This window comes from Brevundimonas sp. (genome assembly GCF_035561115.1).
In the GTDB taxonomy this organism is placed as follows: domain Bacteria; phylum Pseudomonadota; class Alphaproteobacteria; order Caulobacterales; family Caulobacteraceae; genus Brevundimonas.
In genome coordinates, this window is record NZ_DATMYH010000080.1 from 1 (window position 1) to 18,736 (window position 18,736).

Annotated in this window: 28 protein-coding genes and 1 pseudogene; 8 read left to right on the plus strand and 21 right to left on the minus strand. The window is 68.7% G+C overall.

The window, feature by feature from the left end; translation table 11 throughout:
• On the plus strand, positions 1 to 380 hold a 380-nt coding region (locus VN378_RS10160), incomplete at its 5' end, for a heme-binding protein (protein ID WP_325743463.1).
• 4 nt (positions 381 to 384) lie between these two features.
• Complete coding sequence (locus VN378_RS10165; RefSeq protein WP_325743464.1) at positions 385 to 1,140, plus strand: pseudouridine synthase; 756 nt, start codon at positions 385 to 387, stop codon at positions 1,138 to 1,140.
• A 129-nt stretch (positions 1,141 to 1,269) separates the two neighbouring features.
• Here the strand turns inward: VN378_RS10165 and VN378_RS10170 are convergent, their stop codons facing one another.
• Together VN378_RS10170 and VN378_RS10175 are read right to left on the minus strand one after the other, a co-directional pair.
• Positions 1,270 to 1,800: a dihydrofolate reductase family protein gene (locus tag VN378_RS10170; protein WP_325743465.1), complete on the minus strand. Its 531-nt coding sequence runs from the start codon at positions 1,798 to 1,800 to the stop codon at positions 1,270 to 1,272.
• A 39-nt stretch (positions 1,801 to 1,839) separates the two neighbouring features.
• Positions 1,840 to 2,511, minus strand: coding sequence for a glutathione S-transferase family protein (locus VN378_RS10175; RefSeq protein ID WP_325743466.1), 672 nt, complete (start codon positions 2,509 to 2,511; stop codon positions 1,840 to 1,842).
• 76 nt (positions 2,512 to 2,587) lie between these two features.
• Between VN378_RS10175 and VN378_RS10180 the strand changes: the two genes are divergently transcribed.
• Positions 2,588 to 3,073, plus strand: a complete 486-nt coding sequence (locus tag VN378_RS10180; protein WP_325743467.1) for a MarR family winged helix-turn-helix transcriptional regulator — start codon at positions 2,588 to 2,590, stop codon at positions 3,071 to 3,073.
• Here the strand turns inward: VN378_RS10180 and VN378_RS10185 are convergent.
• The gene (locus tag VN378_RS10185; RefSeq protein WP_325743503.1) at positions 3,042 to 3,473 is read right to left on the minus strand and encodes a MauE/DoxX family redox-associated membrane protein; all 432 of its coding nucleotides are present in this window, start codon (positions 3,471 to 3,473) and stop codon (positions 3,042 to 3,044) included. The two genes, VN378_RS10180 and VN378_RS10185, sit on opposite strands and share 32 nt — an antisense overlap.
• A gap of 114 nt (positions 3,474 to 3,587) precedes the next feature.
• A pseudogene (locus tag VN378_RS10190) lies at positions 3,588 to 3,764 on the minus strand (glutaredoxin); the annotation flags it as partial.
• 90 nt (positions 3,765 to 3,854) lie between these two features.
• Between VN378_RS10190 and VN378_RS10195 the strand changes: the two are divergent.
• The gene (locus tag VN378_RS10195; protein ID WP_325743468.1) at positions 3,855 to 4,283 is read left to right on the plus strand and encodes a MerR family transcriptional regulator; all 429 of its coding nucleotides are present in this window, start codon (positions 3,855 to 3,857) and stop codon (positions 4,281 to 4,283) included.
• Here the strand turns inward: VN378_RS10195 and VN378_RS10200 are convergent, their stop codons facing one another.
• From VN378_RS10200 to VN378_RS10260, 13 genes are all read right to left on the minus strand, one after another.
• Positions 4,284 to 4,685: a DUF1801 domain-containing protein gene (locus VN378_RS10200; RefSeq protein WP_325743469.1), complete on the minus strand. Its 402-nt coding sequence runs from the start codon at positions 4,683 to 4,685 to the stop codon at positions 4,284 to 4,286. It abuts the gene before it with no gap.
• A gap of 14 nt (positions 4,686 to 4,699) precedes the next feature.
• Positions 4,700 to 5,128 carry a DUF1801 domain-containing protein gene (locus VN378_RS10205; RefSeq protein ID WP_325743470.1) on the minus strand — a complete coding sequence of 143 codons (429 nt, stop codon included), beginning with the start codon at positions 5,126 to 5,128 and terminating at the stop codon, positions 4,700 to 4,702.
• Positions 5,129 to 5,133: 5 nt separating this feature from the next.
• Complete coding sequence (locus VN378_RS10210) at positions 5,134 to 5,361, minus strand: hypothetical protein (RefSeq protein ID WP_325743471.1); 228 nt, start codon at positions 5,359 to 5,361, stop codon at positions 5,134 to 5,136.
• A gap of 40 nt (positions 5,362 to 5,401) precedes the next feature.
• The gene (locus VN378_RS10215) at positions 5,402 to 5,833 is read right to left on the minus strand and encodes an SRPBCC domain-containing protein (RefSeq protein WP_325743472.1); all 432 of its coding nucleotides are present in this window, start codon (positions 5,831 to 5,833) and stop codon (positions 5,402 to 5,404) included.
• On the minus strand, positions 5,830 to 6,159 hold the full coding sequence (locus VN378_RS10220; protein ID WP_325743473.1) for a metalloregulator ArsR/SmtB family transcription factor: 330 nt from the start codon (positions 6,157 to 6,159) through the stop codon (positions 5,830 to 5,832). The genes VN378_RS10215 and VN378_RS10220 overlap by 4 nt, the downstream gene beginning before the upstream one ends.
• 71 nt (positions 6,160 to 6,230) lie before the next feature.
• Positions 6,231 to 6,887, minus strand: coding sequence for a glutathione S-transferase family protein (locus VN378_RS10225; protein WP_325743474.1), 657 nt, complete (start codon positions 6,885 to 6,887; stop codon positions 6,231 to 6,233).
• A 103-nt stretch (positions 6,888 to 6,990) separates the two neighbouring features.
• Entirely contained in the window at positions 6,991 to 7,239 is a 249-nt protein-coding gene (locus VN378_RS10230) for a hypothetical protein (protein WP_325743475.1), read from the minus strand.
• A gap of 117 nt (positions 7,240 to 7,356) precedes the next feature.
• A complete protein-coding gene (locus tag VN378_RS10235) occupies positions 7,357 to 8,382 on the minus strand; it encodes a hypothetical protein (RefSeq protein ID WP_325743476.1) in 1,026 nt (341 codons plus the stop codon).
• Positions 8,379 to 9,911: an acyl-CoA carboxylase subunit beta gene (locus VN378_RS10240; RefSeq protein ID WP_325743477.1), complete on the minus strand. Its 1,533-nt coding sequence runs from the start codon at positions 9,909 to 9,911 to the stop codon at positions 8,379 to 8,381. Before VN378_RS10240 ends, VN378_RS10235 begins: the two co-directional genes overlap by 4 nt.
• 56 nt (positions 9,912 to 9,967) lie before the next feature.
• Positions 9,968 to 10,294, minus strand: a complete 327-nt coding sequence (locus VN378_RS10245; RefSeq protein ID WP_325743478.1) for a transcriptional regulator — start codon at positions 10,292 to 10,294, stop codon at positions 9,968 to 9,970.
• Positions 10,291 to 10,767, minus strand: coding sequence for a hypothetical protein (locus tag VN378_RS10250; protein ID WP_325743479.1), 477 nt, complete (start codon positions 10,765 to 10,767; stop codon positions 10,291 to 10,293). The genes VN378_RS10245 and VN378_RS10250 overlap by 4 nt, the downstream gene beginning before the upstream one ends.
• Before the next feature lie 79 nt (positions 10,768 to 10,846).
• Positions 10,847 to 11,620 carry an ATP12 family chaperone protein gene (locus tag VN378_RS10255; RefSeq protein ID WP_325743480.1) on the minus strand — a complete coding sequence of 258 codons (774 nt, stop codon included), beginning with the start codon at positions 11,618 to 11,620 and terminating at the stop codon, positions 10,847 to 10,849.
• Positions 11,621 to 11,680: 60 nt separating this feature from the next.
• The gene (locus tag VN378_RS10260) at positions 11,681 to 12,172 is read right to left on the minus strand and encodes a hypothetical protein (RefSeq protein ID WP_325743481.1); all 492 of its coding nucleotides are present in this window, start codon (positions 12,170 to 12,172) and stop codon (positions 11,681 to 11,683) included.
• Between the two features lie 202 nt (positions 12,173 to 12,374).
• On the opposite strand from VN378_RS10260, the gene VN378_RS10265 reads away from it, so the two are divergent.
• Entirely contained in the window at positions 12,375 to 12,839 is a 465-nt protein-coding gene (locus VN378_RS10265; protein ID WP_325743482.1) for a GyrI-like domain-containing protein, read from the plus strand.
• Positions 12,840 to 12,856: 17 nt separating this feature from the next.
• Here the strand turns inward: VN378_RS10265 and VN378_RS10270 are convergent, their stop codons facing one another.
• From VN378_RS10270 to crcB, 3 genes are all read right to left on the minus strand, one after another.
• Entirely contained in the window at positions 12,857 to 13,546 is a 690-nt protein-coding gene (locus VN378_RS10270) for an HAD-IA family hydrolase (RefSeq protein ID WP_325743483.1), read from the minus strand.
• 153 nt (positions 13,547 to 13,699) lie between these two features.
• A complete protein-coding gene (locus VN378_RS10275; RefSeq protein ID WP_325743484.1) occupies positions 13,700 to 14,746 on the minus strand; it encodes an RluA family pseudouridine synthase in 1,047 nt (348 codons plus the stop codon).
• On the minus strand, positions 14,743 to 15,138 hold the full coding sequence (gene crcB, locus VN378_RS10280) for a fluoride efflux transporter CrcB (protein WP_325743485.1): 396 nt from the start codon (positions 15,136 to 15,138) through the stop codon (positions 14,743 to 14,745). Before crcB ends, VN378_RS10275 begins: the two co-directional genes overlap by 4 nt.
• 47 nt (positions 15,139 to 15,185) lie before the next feature.
• Here crcB and VN378_RS10285 point away from each other — a divergent pair, with 47 nt between their 5' ends.
• The 3 genes from VN378_RS10285 to VN378_RS10295 all read left to right on the plus strand — a co-directional run bounded on the left by VN378_RS10285 (position 15,186) and on the right by VN378_RS10295 (position 18,056).
• Positions 15,186 to 15,626: a DUF2214 family protein gene (locus VN378_RS10285; protein ID WP_325743486.1), complete on the plus strand. Its 441-nt coding sequence runs from the start codon at positions 15,186 to 15,188 to the stop codon at positions 15,624 to 15,626.
• 145 nt (positions 15,627 to 15,771) lie between these two features.
• The gene (locus tag VN378_RS10290) at positions 15,772 to 16,965 is read left to right on the plus strand and encodes a hypothetical protein (RefSeq protein WP_325743487.1); all 1,194 of its coding nucleotides are present in this window, start codon (positions 15,772 to 15,774) and stop codon (positions 16,963 to 16,965) included.
• A 74-nt stretch (positions 16,966 to 17,039) separates the two neighbouring features.
• Positions 17,040 to 18,056, plus strand: coding sequence for an alpha/beta hydrolase (locus tag VN378_RS10295; RefSeq protein WP_325743488.1), 1,017 nt, complete (start codon positions 17,040 to 17,042; stop codon positions 18,054 to 18,056).
• Here the strand turns inward: VN378_RS10295 and VN378_RS10300 are convergent.
• On the minus strand, positions 18,053 to 18,559 hold the full coding sequence (locus VN378_RS10300; RefSeq protein ID WP_325743489.1) for a CC0125/CC1285 family lipoprotein: 507 nt from the start codon (positions 18,557 to 18,559) through the stop codon (positions 18,053 to 18,055). The two genes, VN378_RS10295 and VN378_RS10300, sit on opposite strands and share 4 nt — an antisense overlap.
• Between the last annotated feature and the right edge of the window lie 177 nt (positions 18,560 to 18,736).

The window sequence follows — 18,736 nt, forward strand, 5'->3', positions numbered from 1 at the left end:
CGATCGGGCTGGAGGCGGCGCAGGCGCTGATCGACCGCGCGGTCGCGGCGGCCTCGGCGCGCGGCTTCCGCATGGCCTTCGCCGTCGTCGAACCGTCGGGGAGCCTGGTCGCCTTCGCGCGGATGGACGACGTCCAGTACGGCTCCATCGCCGTGGCCCAGGCCAAGGCCCGTTCTGCGGCGTTGTTCCGGGGCTCGACGGCGGCGGCGGAGGCCAGGGTGCAGGCGGGCCGGATCGTCAGCCTTGCGCTCGAAGGCATGGTTCCGGTCGCGGGCGGCGTACCGATCGTGGTCGACGGCCGTATCGTCGGCGCCATCGGCGTCTCGGGCGCCAGTTCGGCCCAGGACGACGAGATCGCCCGCGCGGCCCTGGGCCAATAGACCCTTGGCCTTTTCCCGAACCTACGACGGCGCCGAGCCGGTCCGGATCAACAAATGGCTGGGCCAGAGCGGCGTCTGCTCGCGGCGCGAGGCCGACGCCCTGATCGCCGACGGCCTGGTGTCGGTGGATGGCGAAGTGGTGACCGACGCGGGCCGCAAGCTGGAACCGGGTCAGACCCTGTCGCTGAACGAGCGGGCCGCCGCCGCCCTGGCCGAGGGCGTCACCATCGTTCTGCACAAGCCGCTGGGGTATGTTTCGGGTCAGCCCGAGCCGGACAAGATCCCGGCCGTAAGGCTGATCACCGAGGCCAACCGGGTCGGCGAGGGCGCGGTCCCGGCCGAGGACGCCTCCCTGCCCCCGATCGGCCGGCTGGACGAGGATTCGCGCGGCCTGCTGCTGCTGTCGTCGGACGGGGTGGTGGCCAAGGCGGTGATCGGACCGCAGTCCGATCTGGACAAGGAATATCTGGTCCGCGTGGTCGGCGACATCACCGAGAAGAAGCTGAAGATCCTGCGCCACGGGCTGATGCTGGACGGGCGCCAGCTGCGGCCGGCCTATGTCAGCCGCATGGAATCCTTCCGGCTGAAATTCATCCTGCGCGAGGGCCGCAACCGCCAGATCCGCCGGATGTGTGAGATGGTGGATCTGGAGGTCGTCGACTTGATCCGTGTACGGATCGGACCACTGAAGCTGGACAATCTGCCCGAGGGCAGATGGCGGATGCTGACGGCGGACGAGCGGGCGGCGCTGGTCGGCTGAGCCGTCGAAAAAATACAGTCCAATGAGTCCGAAGAGTCCGCTCCGTCCACTTCACCGATTGTCAAAGACCCGAAGCGGCACCGTATCAGCCCGATGCGTCAGAATCGGTCGCATCACGGCGTGACGCCATCAAGCGGGCAGGTAGGTCAACCGGATCGCCTCCCCGCCGATCCGGTCATGGGCCACGAGGCGGAGCGGCGGCCGGGGGCCGGCGAAGAACGGAGCGCCCTGGCCCAGCACGACGGGATGGAGGTAGAGGCGATACTCATCGATCAGACCGAGGTCGGCCAGGCTTTGAGCCAGAACCGGCCCGCCGACGTGAATCTCGCCCTCGAGCTCAGCCTTCAGTCCGCGGATCACGCCCTCCATGTCGCTTGAGACAAGGGTGGCGTTGGGACCGACAGAGGTCAGGGAGCGCGACACGACCCATTTGCGTTCGGCGCGCCACGCCGCCCCAAACTCCCGAACCTCCGGAGTCCAGTCGGGATCGTCTTCTTCAAAGTAGCGCATGATCTCGTACAGGCGACGGCCATAGACGCTGCCGGTCGCGCCGCGCGCCTGCTCTATCCAGTGACGGAAGAGCACAGGATCGGGCGCGAACCTGTCGTGGTCGACGTAGCCGTCCAGCGACACATTCATTCCAAAGACGAGCCGGGCCATGCCGCAACCTCCAGTCAGGGGCTTCCGTCGTGTCCAGGCCTAACCCGCGGCCAACTCCGGCCGCGCCGCCTCCGCCGCCTTGAACGGCTTCAACTGGTCCTCGAGCGCCCGCTGGAAGGCCGGGCGCGCCTCGGCGCGGGCGACATAGTCGGCCAGCGCCGGGTAGTCGGCGAGGATGTCCGTATGGCGCAGGTCGCGCAGCACATGGGTCATGAGGATGTCCGCGGCGCTGAAACGGTTGCAGGCGAACCACCGGCGGTCGCCCAGGGCCGTCTGCAGATCGGCCAGCCGCTTGCGCAGCATGGCCTCGACCTCGGGGCGGCGTTCCTTCGCCCAGCCCTTGTCGGCGTTGAACAGGTCGATCGTGGCCAGCTCGGCCACATAGGGCTCGACGCTGTTCATGGCGGCGAACAGCCAGGTCATCACCATGGCGCGGCCCGCCTCGTCGGCCGGCATCAGCTGATCCGAGTTCTGCGCGATGTAGAGGACGATGGCGCCGCTCTCGAACATCTCGACCTTGCCGTCGCTGAAGGCCGGAACCTGGCCGAAGGGCTGGCGGGCGCGATAGGCGGGCGTCGCCTGGTCCTCGAAGCCGATCAGATGGTCGTCATAGCCCAGACCCGCCTCCTCCAGCGCCCAGCGGACGCGGATGTCGCGGACCGAGCCCTGGGCGAAGGGCGGCACCCACTTGAAGGCGGTGACCTGGATCATGACGGACTCCTTGTGAACCACATCGGCGGGCTTCGCCCTCATTGACATATATGTTGATATCAACATATCTACCGGCATGTCAAACCCGGCCGCCTACGCCACGACCCTGCACATCCGCGACCACTGCCTGTGCCTGCATGCGCAGCGGGCCGCGCGGACGCTGGCGCGGCGCTTCGACGAGGCCTTTCGGCCGCTGGGCATCACCAGCGGCCAGTTCTCCCTGCTCAACGGCCTGAACCGGCCCGATCCGCCGACCATCGGCGCGGTGGCCAGCCTGCTGGCCATGGACCGGTCGACCGTGACAGCCAATCTCAAGCCGCTGGAGCGGGCCGGGCTGGCGACGGTGTCGGTCGATGCGAAGGACCGGCGCGGGCGGCGGGCGGCCTTGACGGACAAGGGCCGCGCCCTGCTGGCCGCCGCGGCTCCGGTCTGGACAAGCGAGCACGCGGCGATCGAAGCCGAATTGGCCGGCGACGGGGACACGCTGCGAAGCGGCCTGCGGCAGGTGGCCAGGACCCGCATCCTGCCGGTCAATGTCCCGCCAGCATCCACACGGCCATAGCCACCATCATCACGTTCTCGGTCAGGGAGACGAAGCCCGGCGGGACGTTGCTGGAGCCGCCGACGCAGGCGCATTTCAGCTCGCGCCTGTCGATCCAGACTGCCTTGAACACCGAGACCGCGCCGACGCCGCCGATGAACAGGGCCACCGGGGCCGACAGCCAGGTCAGGACGCCGGCCAGCATCAGCGCCCCCGCGCCCAGTTCGGCGAACGGATAGATGTAGCCGTACGGGACCCAGCGCCGGGCCAGCAGGTCGTAATTGAGGAACATGGTCGAGAATTTCTCGACATCCTGGAGCTTCAGCATGGCCAGCAGACACATGGCCGTGGCGATGAAGGTCGGCAGCACCGCCCAGCTCAGAACCACGCCCGAGCCCAGCCAGACGATGGCCAGGGCCATCAGGAAAGCGACCCCGAACACCGCCAGCACGGGCGTGTAGCTGGTCGCCCCCTCCTCCGGAACGCGCTGGCCGAAATGGCGGCGAAGGTCGTCGTAGCCGCCGATCCGGACGCCGTCGATGAAGGTCTGGGGCGTGGTTTTCACGCCGTGTTCGGCCTTGAAGGCGTCGGTGTCGGCGCGGGTGGTCAGATGATGATCCTCGACCCGGAACCCCTTGCGGCGCAGCAGCCAGAGGGATTTCTGGCCATAGGGGCAGATGTGATCGGGCATGACCATGCGGTGAAGGACGGCGACGGGACGGGCGTTCATGGGGTTTCTCCAGCTTGCAAGGAAACGGCTGGAGCCCTATCTGGGGTCCGTACCATGGTACGGAGTCAAGCGATGACCACGACGGACGCGGCCATGACCATCGGACGGTTGGCGAAGGCCGGCGGCGTGGGCGTCGAGACGGTGCGCTACTATCAGCGGCGCGGCCTCATGGAGACGCCGGCCCGCGAGGGCTCCGGCGTGGACGGCGGCGTGCGCCGTTATGACCGGGGCGACCTGCGGCGGCTGCGCTTCATCCGCGCGGCCCAGGCCGCAGGTTTCACGCTGGAGCAGATCGGCGAATTGCTGGAGCTGGACTCCGGGACAGACCGGACGCGGGCGCGAAGGCTGGCCGAAGACCGTATCGCCGCCCTGGACGCCCGCATCGCCGAACTGGAGACGGCCCGCGCCGCCCTGCAACGGCTGGCGCGGGACTGCCGGACCGGGGGCGTCGGCCCCTGCCCCATCATCGCGGCGTTCGAGACGGCCGGCCGGCCCAACTGATCACGTCCGGGCGGCGTTCAGCGCCACGGCGGCGCGGATGAGAGCCTTCAACGCCGCCTCGTCGATCGTATCGCCCTCATGGAAGTCGATGGCGCGGCGCGTGTTCCCGTCCAGGCTGGAGTTGAACAGGCCCGACGGGTCCGGCAGCGAGGCTCCCCGGGCGAAGGTCATCTTCACGGCGGTCTTGTAGGTCTCGCCGGTGGTGAGGATGCCGGCGTGCTCCCACACCGGGACGCGGCCCCACTTCACCGTCTCGACCACCTCGGGGTCGGCCTCGTGGATGAGGGCCCGAATCCGGGCCAGGGTCCGGCCGCGCCAGTCGTCGAGCGCGGCGATCTTCGCATCGATGCGCTGCGAGGCGGAGAGGCCCTCTTCGGCCGGGTCGATGTCTGTCTTTCCCATGCTCGTCTCTCCGGTCACATGCGTTCGCCGGGCAACCGGCTGGCCTGCCTGATCCAGTCGGCGAGCTGCGTCTCGTCGACGGGATCGTCCTCGTGGATGTGGAAATAGCGCACGTCCCTGTGCTTCGACGCGACGGGAGGCGCGGGATCCAGTGACGCGCCGCGGTAGAAGGCCACCTTCAGATAGCGGTCGAAGGCGTGGAAGCTGACGAACCAGGCGCCGTCCTCGACGCCGTACAGGGGCGTGTTCCATTTGACCGCCTTCTTCACGCCGGGAACGGTGCGCCCGATCAGGGCGTCGAGGCGGCGCCCGACGTCGCCCTTCCAGCCCGGCGCGGCCTTGATCCAGGCCTGGACCGGGGCGTCGCCGTAGCCCTTGGGGATCTGGGGATTGCCGCCGGACAGGAGGGCGGGTTTCGCGGCCTTCTTCGGCTTCCCGGCCATGGCGTTCACTCCTGTCCGCTCGCGTTGGGGTCCCGGCGCCGGGCGATATACGGCAGCACGAACATGTACAGGCCGGTGAGCGCCAGCAGGGCAAGCGGGAACAGCGGCGCGAAATACACCCATTCGGCCGGCTTCCGGCCGACGCCCAGGGCGATGAAGATGCCGGCGACGACGGCCACGAAGACGATCGACGTCCAGCGGTGAAACGGCCGGATCCAGGCAGTCCAGGTCATGGGGTTCTCCTTTCAATGAAGGCCGAAACTGTCGGCCGCTCTAGTCCACCCGCGCCAGAAGCTGCTCGAGATTGGCGAGGAACTGCCGCCAGCCGGCGTTGGCGCCGCCGAAGGCCTGTTTCTGGTCCGGGCGGAAGCCGGCCTGCTCGACGCGCAGATGCGTGCCCGTCTCCGTGGGAGTCAGGGTGAAGGTCACCACGCTCTTCATGGCGTAGGCCGGATCGTCGTGGGCGTAGTCCCAGGTGTAGGACAGGGTCCTTTCCGGCTCGACGGCCAGGACCTCGCAGTCCAGCACCCCGCCCCAGTCTCCGCTGAGATGGAAGCTGTGGCCGACGACCGGCCTGAAGTCGTTCTTCATCAGCCATTCCTCGATCAGATGGGGCTGGGTCAGGGCGCGCCAGAGCTTGTGCGGCGGAAACGGGATGTCCCGTTCGACGACGACGGAGCGGGTTTCGGTCGCGGCAGCGGTCATTGGTCCATCCTTTTGAGCAGGTCCTCGAGGTGGTCGATGCGGGTTTCCCAGAAGCCGGTTATCCGGCTGGTCCAGTCGGTCAGCGGGGCCAGGGCTTCGAGCCGGGCGCTGTAGTGGGTCTGGCGCCCGTCGGGCCGGTCGCGCACCAGCCCGGCCTGTTTCAGGACGCCGAGATGTTTGGACACGGCGGGCTGGGACACGCCCGCCTGGGCCGTCAGCACCCCGACCGTCGTCTCGCCGTCGCGGCACAGGCGTTCGAACAGGGCCCGCCGGGTGGGGTCGGCGAGGGTCCGGAACAGGATGTCGTGGTCGGGCGTCGGGGACAATCTATAACCTCGAAGTTATGGATTGAACGTATAACTGGCGAGTTATAGGTAGGTCAAGACGGATCGTCGACCTATTCGATCGCCGCCCGGTCGGCGCCCAGGCGTTCGGCGTAGAGGTCGAGGGTGCGTTTCCACGCCGGCCGGGCCATGGCGCGGGCGTAGAAGGCCTTCACGTTCGCATAGCCGTCCATCAGGTCGGTGTGGCGGAGCTGGCGCAGGACCGAGGCCAGCAGCAGATCGGCGATGGTGAAGTCGTCGGCGGCGATCCAGTCGCGGCCCTCGAGCTGGCGGTTGACGCCGTCGAGCACCCGGTGGGTCCAGCCGGTCAGGAAGGCGCGCACATCGCCGGGTTCGCCCATGGCCCCCATGTCCATCAGCTTGAGCGGCTGGATCGGGCCTTCGACGGTGGACAGGGCGGCGAGGGTCCACTGGATGACGTGGGCCCGGCCGGCGGCGTCGGCGGGGATCAGCTTGCCGGACTTTTCCGCCAGATGGATCAGAATGGCGGCGGATTCGGACAGGGTGACATCGCCGTCGGTCAGGATCGGGATCTGGTTGAAGGGGCTGATGGCCGAGAACCCGGGGCCGGTGGTCTCGCCGCCGGTGTGGTCCCAGCCGCGCACGGCGTAGGGCAGCCCCATCTCCTCCAGCGCCCACTGGACGCGCAGGTCGCGCGTCTCGCCGTGGACGAAGGGATGGACGCGGCCGAAGGCGTGGAGGGTGATCATGGGGCACCATAATCCCTTCTCCTCTCGGGGGAGAAGGTGGCCCGGAGGGCCGGATGAGGGGGATGGTCAGTTTCGACTGGCCGCCAGCCGGTCCGGAGCCGGCCTACCCCTCATCCGGACGGCTCCGCCGCCCACCTTCTCCCCCAAGGGGAGAAGGGAGATGTCGCGCGACCTTCCTCTCCAGCAACGCCACCAGCTCGGGCTGCATGAAGGCGTAGTCGTCGGGGATGTCGAGGCAGATGACGCGGGCGCGCTTCAGCTGCGCCCGGAAGCGGCGCTGGAGTTTGGCGCGGTGGGCGCGCTCCATGACGAAGATGATGTTGGCGTTGGCTCCACCAGTTCGGCGGAGCATGGCTCGTCCGCATCGGGCGCCAGGCCGGCGGAGGCGGTCTCGACGCCGGGCCGTGACGCGAACACCTGCTCGGCCGTGGGGGAGCGGAGGCGGTTGCGGGAACAGAGGAAGAGGAGGTTAATCGTCCCAGTCAATCTCGCTCGGATCCAAGCCATGGGATGCCGCGCAACCGGCCCTGTATGAAGAAATCACGCCATCGGCCCAGCCTTCTGGCAAGTCGAACTTTACAGTCACGTCTCTATGGCCCGTATGATCATTGTCGAGCACGTCCTTTATGGCTTCCGGCACTTGAACAAGTATTTCCAGTATGTGGCCCGCCGCCCCCGCAAGTTTTTGCTGAAATTCTTCGAAATCATGGGGAAGCGTAGCGAACCGTACGGCTTCCTCCCACTGAAGAAGCTGGGAAGCCAAATCACAAAACAGCTCACAGGCTTCCAAAATTTGCACCTCAGAACCGGGCTGCCCCAATGGGCCCCAAGCTGATACCAGCTCGCTTTCCATCACCCCCGTTAGCGGTCCGATTTGCCTAAAAAGCTCATTGTTGCGGGCCTTGCGCCAGATATCCACGTTCTCGAGCGTCACAATATCGGACGGCTTCGTATAAAGATTTCTTTTAAGTAAGGACCATCTTCTGAGTATGGGATTGAATTTAACCCTTAGTATTTCAAGAGTAAGAAAATACTCCCACCTTTTAGATTTCTCTATGACTATCTGCTGCGCAAGCAAACTAACATCTAAGAAACGGGCAGCCCGGGCCTCCGTTACTCCATTCTGAATCGCGGCAGCCTTGCCGAGCTTTTCGGAAAGATCGCGCTCATGAGCGCGACGCCATTGGAAAAGAAGTTCGGCGGGATACCCGTGCGGATCACGATCGGTCAGCCTGTGGCAGTTACGGCATAGCCAGATCGCATTAGAGATATCCTTCCGCTGAGCAGAGGACATCTCTTCGACAAAGCGCGCCGAGCCAGGTTGTGCGCCGTAGATGTGGGCGCCCTCACCGATCACAACAGCCTTGTCCTCCGCACTGGAAGGACCGCTTGTCGGAGCAAGGCAGCTCGGATTCGAACAGATGTACGCCGCCCGCTTAGCGACAACATCAACGATGGATTTCTGAAACTTGTTGGCTTGGGCCTCGGCAGTCATAGCGGAATATTATCGTGCTTCTTCCACGGGTTCTCCTGCTGCTTGTTCTTCAGCGTCCGTAGCGCCCGGATCAGCCTCCGCCGCGTCCCGTGCGGCATGATCACGTCGTCGATGTAGCCCAGCCCAGCCGCCACGAACGGATTGGCGAACTTCTCCTTGTATTCGGCCTCGCGCGCCGCCAGCGCCTCGGGGTCGCCGGCCTCCTTGCGGAAGATGATCTCGACCGCGCCCTTGGCGCCCATGACGGCGATCTCGGCCGAGGGCCAGGCGTAGTTGACGTCGCCGCGCAGGTGTTTGGAGCTCATCACGTCATAGGCGCCGCCATAGGCCTTGCGCGTGATGACGGTCAGCTTGGGCACGGTGGCCTCGGCATAGGCGAACAGCAGCTTGGCGCCGTGCTTGATCAGGCCGCCGTACTCCTGACGCGTGCCGGGCATGAAGCCGGGCACGTCGACGAAGGTGACCAGCGGGATGTCGAAGGCGTCGCAGAAGCGGACGAAGCGGGCGGCCTTGCGGCTGGAGTCGATGTCGAGGACGCCGGCCAGGACCTGCGGCTGGTTGGCGACGACACCGACGGTCTGGCCGTCGAGGCGGCCGAAGCCGGTGACGATGTTCCTGGCGAAGTCCGGCGCGATCTCGAAGAATTCGGCCTCGTCGACCGTCTTCAGGATCAGCTCCTTGATGTCATAGGGCTGGTTCGGATTGGCCGGGACCAGGGTGTCGAGGCTGTCTTCCTGGCGCTCGGGGTCGTCGTAGCTGTCGCGGACCGGGGGCTTCTCGCGGTTCGACAGGGGCAGGAAGCCGATCAGGCGGCGCACCTCGCTGAGGGCCTCCAGATCGTTCTCGAAGGCGCCGTCGGCGACGCCGGACTTCTGGGAGTGGACGCGGGCGCCGCCCAGATCCTCGTGGGTGACCACCTCGTTGGTGACCGTCTTCACCACGTCGGGGCCGGTCACGTACATGTAGCTGGTGTCCTTCACCATGAAGATGAAGTCGGTGATGGCGGGGGAATAGACGTCGCCGCCGGCGCAGGGGCCCATGATGACGCTGATCTGGGGGATGACGCCCGAGGCCAGGGTGTTCTGCAGGAAGATGTCGGCGTATCCGGCCAGGGCCTCGACCCCCTCCTGGATGCGCGCGCCCCCGGCGTCGAACAGGCCGATGATCGGGGCGCCGTTGGTCAGGGCCATGGTCTGGATCTTGACGATCTTGGCCGCATGCGCGCCCGACAGGGAGCCGCCGAAGACGGTGAAATCCTTGGAGAAGACATAGACCAGACGGCCGCCGATGGTGCCGCGGCCGGTGACCACGCCGTCGCCGGGGATGCGCTGGTTTTCCATGCCGAACTGGGTCGAGCGGTGCTCGACGAACATGTCGGTCTCCTCGAACGAGCCCTCGTCCAGCAGGACGTCGATGCGTTCGCGGGCGGTCAGCTTGCCCTTGGCGTGCTGGCTGGCGATGCGTGTCTCGCCGCCGCCGAGGCGGGCGCCGGCGCGGCGCTGTTCCAGCTGTTCGAGGATGGTCTTCATGCGGCGTCTCCTTGAGCGCGAGGCTTAAGGAGACGCGCTGGCGGTGGCAAGCGACCCTAGCCCGAGAAGCCCTCGCCCAGCATCGGCGGAACGGTCATTCCCGCCAGCCGGGTCAGTTCGGCGACATGGGCGGCGAAGGCGGAGCGGCCCGCGGGGGTGAAGGACAGCCAGGTGCGCTGGCGCCCTGCATGGGCCTGTTTGCGCAGCCTGACGTAGCCCGCCTCCTCCAGCTGCTTCAGGTGTTTCGACAGCACCGAGTCGGACACGGCGATGGCCTCGCGCACCGTGGCGAACTCGGCCTCGTCGGCGGCCGACAGGATGGCGCAGATCTGCAGCCGGCCGGGAGCGTGGATGACGGGATCGAACTGCGGAACGCGGTTCACTTTCCCGCCCCCATTTCGGCGCGCCAGACGCGGCGCCAGACGCGGGCGCCGACGAGGGCCGCGACGAAGGCCGCTGCGGCGGCGAGGCCGGCGACGACGGCGACGTCGGTTCCCGGAGACTGGCGGCGGACCACGGTCACGCCGACGATGATCGCCGCGGCGACCAGGCCGATGGCGATGGCGACCCATCGGGCATGGCGCGGCGAGACACCCGTTATGCGCAGGCCGGTGCGTCGCGTCTCGTGCTGGAACAGCAGGACCAGACCCAGCAGGCCGAGCGTGCTGGCGGACACGTTGAACGGATTGTCGAGCGCCTGCCCGCCGACCATGCCCGCCACCAGGGCGGCGTAGGCCAGGTCGTAACGCCAGCCGCCGACGGCGACGCGGTCGTGGACGGCCTTGCGGGACTGGGCGATGGCGGCGAGCGCGTCCGTGGGGCTCGGGCCTGGAACGGACGGATGGTCTTCGGACATGGGCGTTTCCTCACTTTCTGATCTGGAAAGTGATCGTGACTTTCCAGATCGTCAAGTGAAAACTTTCCAAACAGGAAAGTCAGCCGAGGGCGCGGAACCACCGGTCCAGCAGCACAGCCTCGGCGCGTCGGCCGGCGGTGCGTTCGGCGGCCTCGGCGTCGACGCCCCACTGCCGTTCCTGGAAGGCTTCGTCGAGGCGGCTGAGCTCGAAGGCGACCTCGCCCGACAGGGCGCCGCGCTGGACCGCGAGGCCGAGGACGGCGGAGCCCAGCAGGGGCACGGCGACAGCCAGGCCGGTCAGGGCGAAGTCGTCCAGCCGCAGGGCCAGGTCGCGGACGCGGGCGATGGCGGCGGGGTCCTGAGGCCGATGGACGATCCCCTCGGCCGCTTCCAGCGTCACGCCCAGCTCCAGCGCGGCCCAGTCGCGCCACGGCGTCCATTCGCGCGCCTGCTCGACCGCCAGCGAGGTCGGATGGTCCGCGAGGTAGCAGAGCAGGTCCGAGCCGGCGAAGGCGGCGATCTCTTCGGCCACCGGCTCGCGCGCCAGCCGGACCCGGTCGATGGCGGTCGAGGCCAGACGCGTGGCGGGCATGGCGGCGGGATCGATGAACTCGCCCTGGGCGGCCCATTCCCCGGCCACGAGGCGGGCGGCGGCCTCGGTCGGCAGGACCAGCTGCGCATGGGCCGGCGTCTTCGGCGTGCGGCCGTCCAGTGTGACGGCCCAGCCCGATCCGTGGGCGCCCGTCCGTTCCTTCACCTCGACGGCGGTCCAGAAGCGCTTCAGGCGCTCCTCGGACTCGCGGAAGCCCTTGCGGGCGGCGACGTTGGGATCGAGGGGCGGGATGTGGATCATGGCGGTCCTTCAGCTGCGGGCCTCTACCCCCGCGCCCGGCGCCGGTCCAGTCCCGCCCGCTCAGGCGGCCTTGGCGAGGTCCCCGCGCAGACGGCCCGCGAAGGCGTCGAGGGCGGCGTCGGCCTCGCCGGCGAGCACCTGCCGCTGGGCGAGGCTGAGGGTCGCGGCGAGTTCGCTCCCGGTCAGGTCCTCGATCTCGTCGAATACCTCGTCATAAGGGGCGCCGCTGCCGGAGACGCAGAATGCGGCCAGCGACCGGATCCGGGGACCGTACTGGCGCAGATACGACCGCACCGGAGCCGAGGGCTGTCCCGCCCACACCGGCGTGCCGACGATGACGAGCCGGTAGGCGGTCGGGTCCGCACCGGTCCGGGCTGCAGGGGGGCGACGCAGCAGGGACTGCCACACGCCGCGGACGAACCCCGCCGCCCCAGCGTAGGACCCCGCGGTCAGTATGGGTTCGGCGTCCGCGCCGAGGCGGCCCGCCAGAGCCCGCGCCGCCTGCTCGGTCGAGCCCGAGCGCGAGAACCACGTCACCAGAATGTCGGCCACCGCCTGCCTCCCGCAAAGCCTGAAGGGCGACTCTGACCGCGCCGCGCGCGGTCGCCTTGATCCGGATCAACGCGCGCCCGCGAATTCGGGCGCGGATTTGCGCGGCCCGGCGCTCCCCGCCGGCCGACCGGAGGATTGACGTGCAGCGGTCCTGGTCAGGATGGCGCTCGCCCAGTTCGACCCGGCCCAACGGAGCAGAATGATGCAGATCGAAACCGTCGAAATGGAGCCTCAGCCCATGCTCCAGGTCACCCGAAAGTCCGGAATGGCGCCCGTTGAAATCTCCGACGTCATGGGCGAAGCCTTCGCGGCGCTCGGCGCCTTCTTCGCCCGCGCGGGCGTCACCCCGGTAGGGCCCCCGCTGGCCGTCTATCGCGACTGGGACGGCGCCACCATGAAGATCGATGTCGGCTTCCCCGTCACGGCGTCGGACGCCGCCCGGGCCGACGGCGAGGTGAAGGCGGCCCGGACGCCGTCCGGCCCGGCGCTCACGGCCGTCTATCGCGGCCCCTATGAGGGCCTGCGGGCGGCCTACGGCGAACTGGAGGACCACCTGAAGGCGGCGGGGCTTTCCATGCCGCCGCTCTCCTGGGAGGTCTATCTGAACGATCCGTTCACCACCCGTCCCGAGGAGCTGATGACCCGGATCTGCATGCCGGTCGCCTGATCCCGCGCGGCGGCGGATCAGCCCGCTGCGGATCTGTGAGCCGGAACCTGCGCGGCGAACCGGTCCAGGGCGGCCTCGAGGTCGGCGAAATCGGCGGCGACGTGATGCGCCCCGGCGGCGACCTGCTCCTCCAGGGTATGGAAACCCCAGACGACGCCGAGCGGATGGGCCCCGGCGTTCAGGGCCATGGTGATGTCGTGGGCGGTGTCGCCGATCATGACCGTGGTCTCCGGCTCCGCGCCGCAGACGGCCATGGCGGCGTGAAGCATGGCGGGATCGGGCTTGCCGGGCCCGTCTTCGGCGCAGTGGGACGAGATGAACAGGTCGGCCCAGCCCTCGCGTGCGAGGTTGCGGGCCACGCCGCGGCGGTTCTGGCCGGTGGCCAGGGCCAGACGCCAGCCGTCGCGGTGCAGGCGGCGCAGGGTGGCCGTGGCATCGGGATAGAGGGGCTCCTCGTGGCCCTCGTCATACATGCGCTGGAAGCTGGCGCGGAAGCCGGCGATGAAGCGGACGAGGTCCTCGGGGTCCAGTCCGGGCTCCAGCACCGCCATGGCGTGATCGAGCGACAGGCCGACGATCTGGCGCACGCGATCGTAGTCCGGCTCGGGCAGGCCGATGCCGCGTGCGGCCTCGCAGGCGGCGCGATGGATCGAGGCGCGGCTGTCCACGAGGGTGCCGTCGATGTCGAAGACTGCGAGGGGTCTCAAGAAATCACCGCTCATCCCGGCGAAAGCCGGGACCCAGTGCTTTGGGTGATGTGACTTTGGGCTTGTCGCTGTTACCCCAGTCCTGAAATGCCGGCGTCAGGCTGGACAGAACTGGGTCCCGGCTTTCGCCGGGATGAGCGGATAGAAAAACCATCATCGGATTCGCTTGACCCCTTCGAACGGATCGCTCTCGTTGCCTTCGGCCTCCTCGAAGCCGAAATGGGCGAAGCCGGCGCGCATTTCGGGCGACAGCGGGGCCTCGACCACCAGCATGCCGCCGGACGGGTGTTCCAGCTCGATGCGGCGGGCGTGGAGTTGCAGCTTCAGCGGGCCCGACAGCTCCTTCGACTTCTCGTCCCCGTATTTGGGGTCGCCGAGGATCGGATGGCCGATGCCGGCCATGTGGGCGCGCAGCTGGTGGGTCCGGCCGGTGAAGGGCCGCAGGGCCATCCATGAGGCCCGGTGGGCGGCGCGGGAGATGGTGGCGAAGGCGGTCTCGGCCGGCTCGGCGCGCGGGTCCTTGCGGTCGGCCGGGCGCATCATCTCGAAGTCGTTGATGCCGGTCTTCTTCAGCGGCATGTCGATCTGGCCGGCCGAGGGCTTGGGATTGCCGATGACGATGGCCCAGTAGGTCTTCCTGGCCTGACGCCGGGCGAAGGCGCCGGCCAGCCGCTTGGCCGCCTCGGGGCCCTTGCCCAGCAGCAGGACGCCGGAGGTGTCGCGGTCGAGGCGGTGGACCAGACGCGGCCGGTCCATCCCCTCCCCCCAGGCCGACAGCAGCCGGTCGACGTGGCGGCTGGTCTTGGTCCCGCCCTGCACCGCGAGGCCGTGCGGCTTGTTGATGGCGATGACCATGTCGTCCTCGTAGAGCACGAGGGATTTGGCGAACTTTATGTCCTGGGCGCTGAGCGTGTGGACGTCGCCGGCCTGGCGCGAGGTGTCGTCCGGGATCGGCGGGACGCGCACGGCGGCGCCGGCGGTCAGCCGGCCTTCGGGCTTGATGCGGGCTCCGTCGACGCGGATCTGGCCGCTGCGGGCCATCTTCTGCACCTGGATGTTGGACAGGTGCGGCCAGCGCCGGCGGAACCAGCGGTCCAGACGGATGCCGTCCTCGGCCTCGGCCACATAGAGGGTCTGGACCTCGCGTTTGGGGGCGGGTTCCGCTTCCTGGATGGGTTCGTTGGTTTCAGGGGGGGTCAAAGGGCGGCTCCGAAGGCGCGGCGGGCGACCATCAGGCCGATGAACAGGGCGGCGATCGACAGGACCACCGAGAGGGCGACATAGCCGCCGGCCATGGCGAATTGGCGGCGTTCGATCATCAGGGCCGTCTCCAGCGAGAAGGCCGAAAAGGTGGTGAAGCCGCCCAGCACGCCGACCGCGGCGAACAGGCGGATGCTCTCGCCATGCCCCCCGCCCCGGAACGCCAGCCAGCCGGCCAGAAGTCCCATCACCAGGCCGCCGACCACATTGACGGTCAGCGTGCCCAGCGGCCAGGCGGCGGTCGGGAACAGGCGGACGGCCCATGCGCCGACGCCGTAGCGGGCCACGGCGCCGAGGGCGCCCCCGGCTGCGACGATCAGAAGACGTGTCATAATGCGGGGCTTATACTGCACCCGGCGGCAAAACGAAGGAGGCGCGCGTGCTCGATCTCGGGCTGGCCATCGCGCACCACATTCTCGTCTTCGGACTGGTCGCCATGCTGATGGCGGAACGGGTGCTGATGCGCGTTCCGACGATCGACGTGCGACGTCTGGGACGGCTGGACGCGGGCTTCGGCGCGACGGCCGGGCTGATCCTGATCGTCGGCGCCTGCCGCGTCTTCTTCGGCGGCAAGGGCTGGGCCTTCTACGAGACCAACCCCTTCTTCTGGGCCAAGCTCGCCACCTTCCTGCTGATCGGCCTGGCGTCGGCCGTCCCGACGGTCCGCCTTATCGCCTGGACGCGCGCGGCGAAGGCCGATCCGTCGTTCCAGCCGGATCAGGCCGACCGGCGCAAGGTCGTCGCCGCCCTCGGCGTCGAGGCGCTGCTGCTGGTCCCGCTGCTCGGCTTCGCAGCCGCCATGGCGCGATATCCGTTCTGACCGAAACTTCACTTGCCGAGGCGCAGGGTTAACGCCGATACCTGAGCGTAACAGCGCCGCTTCGCGCTGTGAGGGAAGACCATCGGCCCGGCGGCGGCGATCCGCCATACTGCCGGGCTCAAAGGATCAGGGACCGCCGAAGCGTATGTCGCACGACGATCACACCCCCGGCTCGACGCCGCTGGACGGCGGCCACGGCGGTCAGGGCCACGACGCCCGGCTGCACGCTGCGCCGAATCCACCGCCGCCGGGAGCGGAAGACAGTTCCGGCCGGGCCGTTCCGCCGGCGCCGGGCTCCGGACGCGGGCCGCTGCGCGGGGGCGACGGCATTCTGCGCCCGATATCGGAGAGCGAGTATTTCGCCGCCACGCCCGAGGCCGAGGCGATCGTCTCGTCCCATATCGACGAGTATTTCAACCAGCCGCTGGACATCTTCCCGTTCTGGGAGACCGACGGGAAGCCGGACCGGTTCCACGTCCTGTTCGGCCGTCAGATCGAGGAACGGTTTCCGGTCGACGCCGACATCCGCAGCCGAATCCACAGCTATGGCCGGCGCGTCTTCCGGGCGCTGATCGTCCATGTCACCGTCAAACGGCTGAGTCAGGCCGGAGCGCTGGCGGCCTTCGCGGCCCTGGCCATCCTCGGCCCCGGGCTGTTCGCGGGCTGGACCGGATCGGAAGCCATGGGCCTCGGTCTCGCCGCCGGCGCCATGCTCGCCGTACTGGGCCTCTACTGGGGTCTGCAGGCCGTACTGTTCATCCAGTACCGCTTCCAGCTGGAGAATGACTCCTACGAACTGTCGCGCGAGATCGTGCAGCGCACCCGCGAGCTGCAGAACCTGTTCACCTCGGCGCGCGCCATGGCCGACCAGGCCGAGACCCAGTTCCAGCAGGACGGCAAGGGGTGGGGCCAGCGCGCCATGTATCTGACGCGCCTGACCATGTGGCTGGGCGCGCGGATGGAATACCTCGAGAAGCACGTGCAGATGGAGCTGTGGCGGGTGCGCCGCGAACGCTACTGGATGCGATGGGCCCAGCGGCTGATGACCCCGCTGGTGCTGGTCATCGGCGTGGGCGCGCTGGCGCTGGAGTCCGCGCCCGCCGGCGGCGAGGCCGGTTTCCGCGCCCTGCAGGGACTCGCGCTCGTGCTGGGCGTTCTGGTCAGCTGGCTGTCCTATTTCCGCTGGCGCACGCCGACGGCCGCGATCCAGGACAAGCTGGGCGTCGACGGCTGGGTTCGCTACGCCTCGCTGGACGTCGATAACGCCGTCGCCGATCAGGTGCGGCGCGACAAGGAACGGCTGGTCGAATACCGCGCCCTGACGCGCGGCGGGCGCTGATTCCGGGAATTTGACCGGCGTCAAGGACGCACCCGGCGCGGCAGGGAAGTCTCCCGCCCGCACCGGAGGCGGCCATGACCTTTTTCGACGGACCACGGACCCGCTCCCGTGCGAAGGCGGGACGGCGCTGGCCGGCCGTCGCCGCCGCGATCGTCGTCTCGGCCGTCGCAGTTGTTGCGGTCGTTTCCGTCGCCTTCCATCGGGACATGCGGGCGGCCCGGGCGCATGCCGGGGGGCCCAGCCGGGTGGTCGACAGTCCCTGGGGCCCGATCGAGTTCGCCGACGTCGGCTCCGGCCCGCCCGCCCTGATGATCCATGGCAGCGGCGGCGGGTTCGACCAGGGCCTGGACTTCAGCGCCCCGCTGGCGCGCGAGGGCGTGCGGGTCATCGCCCCGTCGCGGTTCGGCTATCTGCGCAGCGCCATGCCGGAGGGCGCGACGGTGGAGATGCAGGCCGACGCCCTGGACTGGCTCATGAACCGGCTCGGGATCGAGCAGGCCGTCATCATCGGCGGGTCGGCGGGCGCCCTGTCCGCGACCCAGCTGGCGCTCCGGCATCCGGAACGGTGCCGCAGGCTCGTTCTGGTCGTTCCGGCCCTCCATGCCCCGGATCGCCTGCCGGGCGCCAACGCCGCGCCGGACCCCGGGACGCAGCGGACGATCGACGCCGTTCTCGGCTCGGACCTGCTGTTCTGGGCCGGCATCCGGGGCGCGCCCGACTTCATGATGCGGATGGTGCTGGCCACCGATCCGGCCACGGTGAAAGCCGCCGCCGACAGCGAGCGGCAGCGGGCCCGCGCCGTGATGTTTCACATCCTGCCCGTCAGCGAGCGTCGGGAGGGATTGTTGATGGACTCCGCCACGGCGGCGGCGCCGCCGGACTGGCCGGTGGAGCGGATCGCCTGTCCGGCCCTGGTCGTCGGCGCGCGCGGCGATCTCTATGAGACCGACAAGGCCGCCGTCCACGTCGCGGAGCGCATCCCGGACGCCCGCCTGGTGATGTATCCCGACGGCGGCCACCTGTGGATCGGCCACGACGCCGAATTGTGGCGCACGGTCGGGGCGTTCGTGAAGGGCCTCCCGCCGGTCTAGAGGCGGGGGCGCAGCGCGTCCTGCACGCCGCGCGCGTCATAGGCGTCCGGGCGGTCGGGTTTGGCGCCATTGCCCATGACCACCTCCAGCATGGTCGAGGTCGGCGACGGACCGCTGAAGTTCAGGCCGACGCCCACGCCGACGCCCGAGGCGGAATAGTCGCCGTAACGGCCATTGTAGCGGCTGGAGCCGTAGCCGACGCCGACGCTGGGGCGCAGGCCCCCGGCGCTGTCGGGACGGCCGTCGATCCAGCGCTGGGTCACCTCGAACCAGTCATAGCCTTGCGACGTGGTCAGCTCGGCCGCACGCAACAGGGCCATGTCGGCCACCGGTCCCGGCGCGCCGACGCCGCTGTAGGTGACGCGGAAGCGGTTGGATTCGATACGCTGCTCGGCATAGCCCTGCCCGCCCGGAGACATCTGCGGGCCGTAGGGGGCCAGGCTGGCGCAGGCCGACAGGGCCAAGCCTGCGGCGGCGATCAAAGGCAGGGTGAAGCGGGGCATGGCGGGTCTCCGGGCGTATGGAATTAGCGCGGCGGCGCGGCGGTGGTTCCTGACCATGCCCCTCCACCACTTCGTGGTCCCCCTCCCCATCTGCGATGGGGAGGAGACGGCGCGCGATTCCTGTCTCCTCCCTGTCGCGAAGCGATGGGGAGGTGTCGCGGCGCGCCTTCGCGCCGA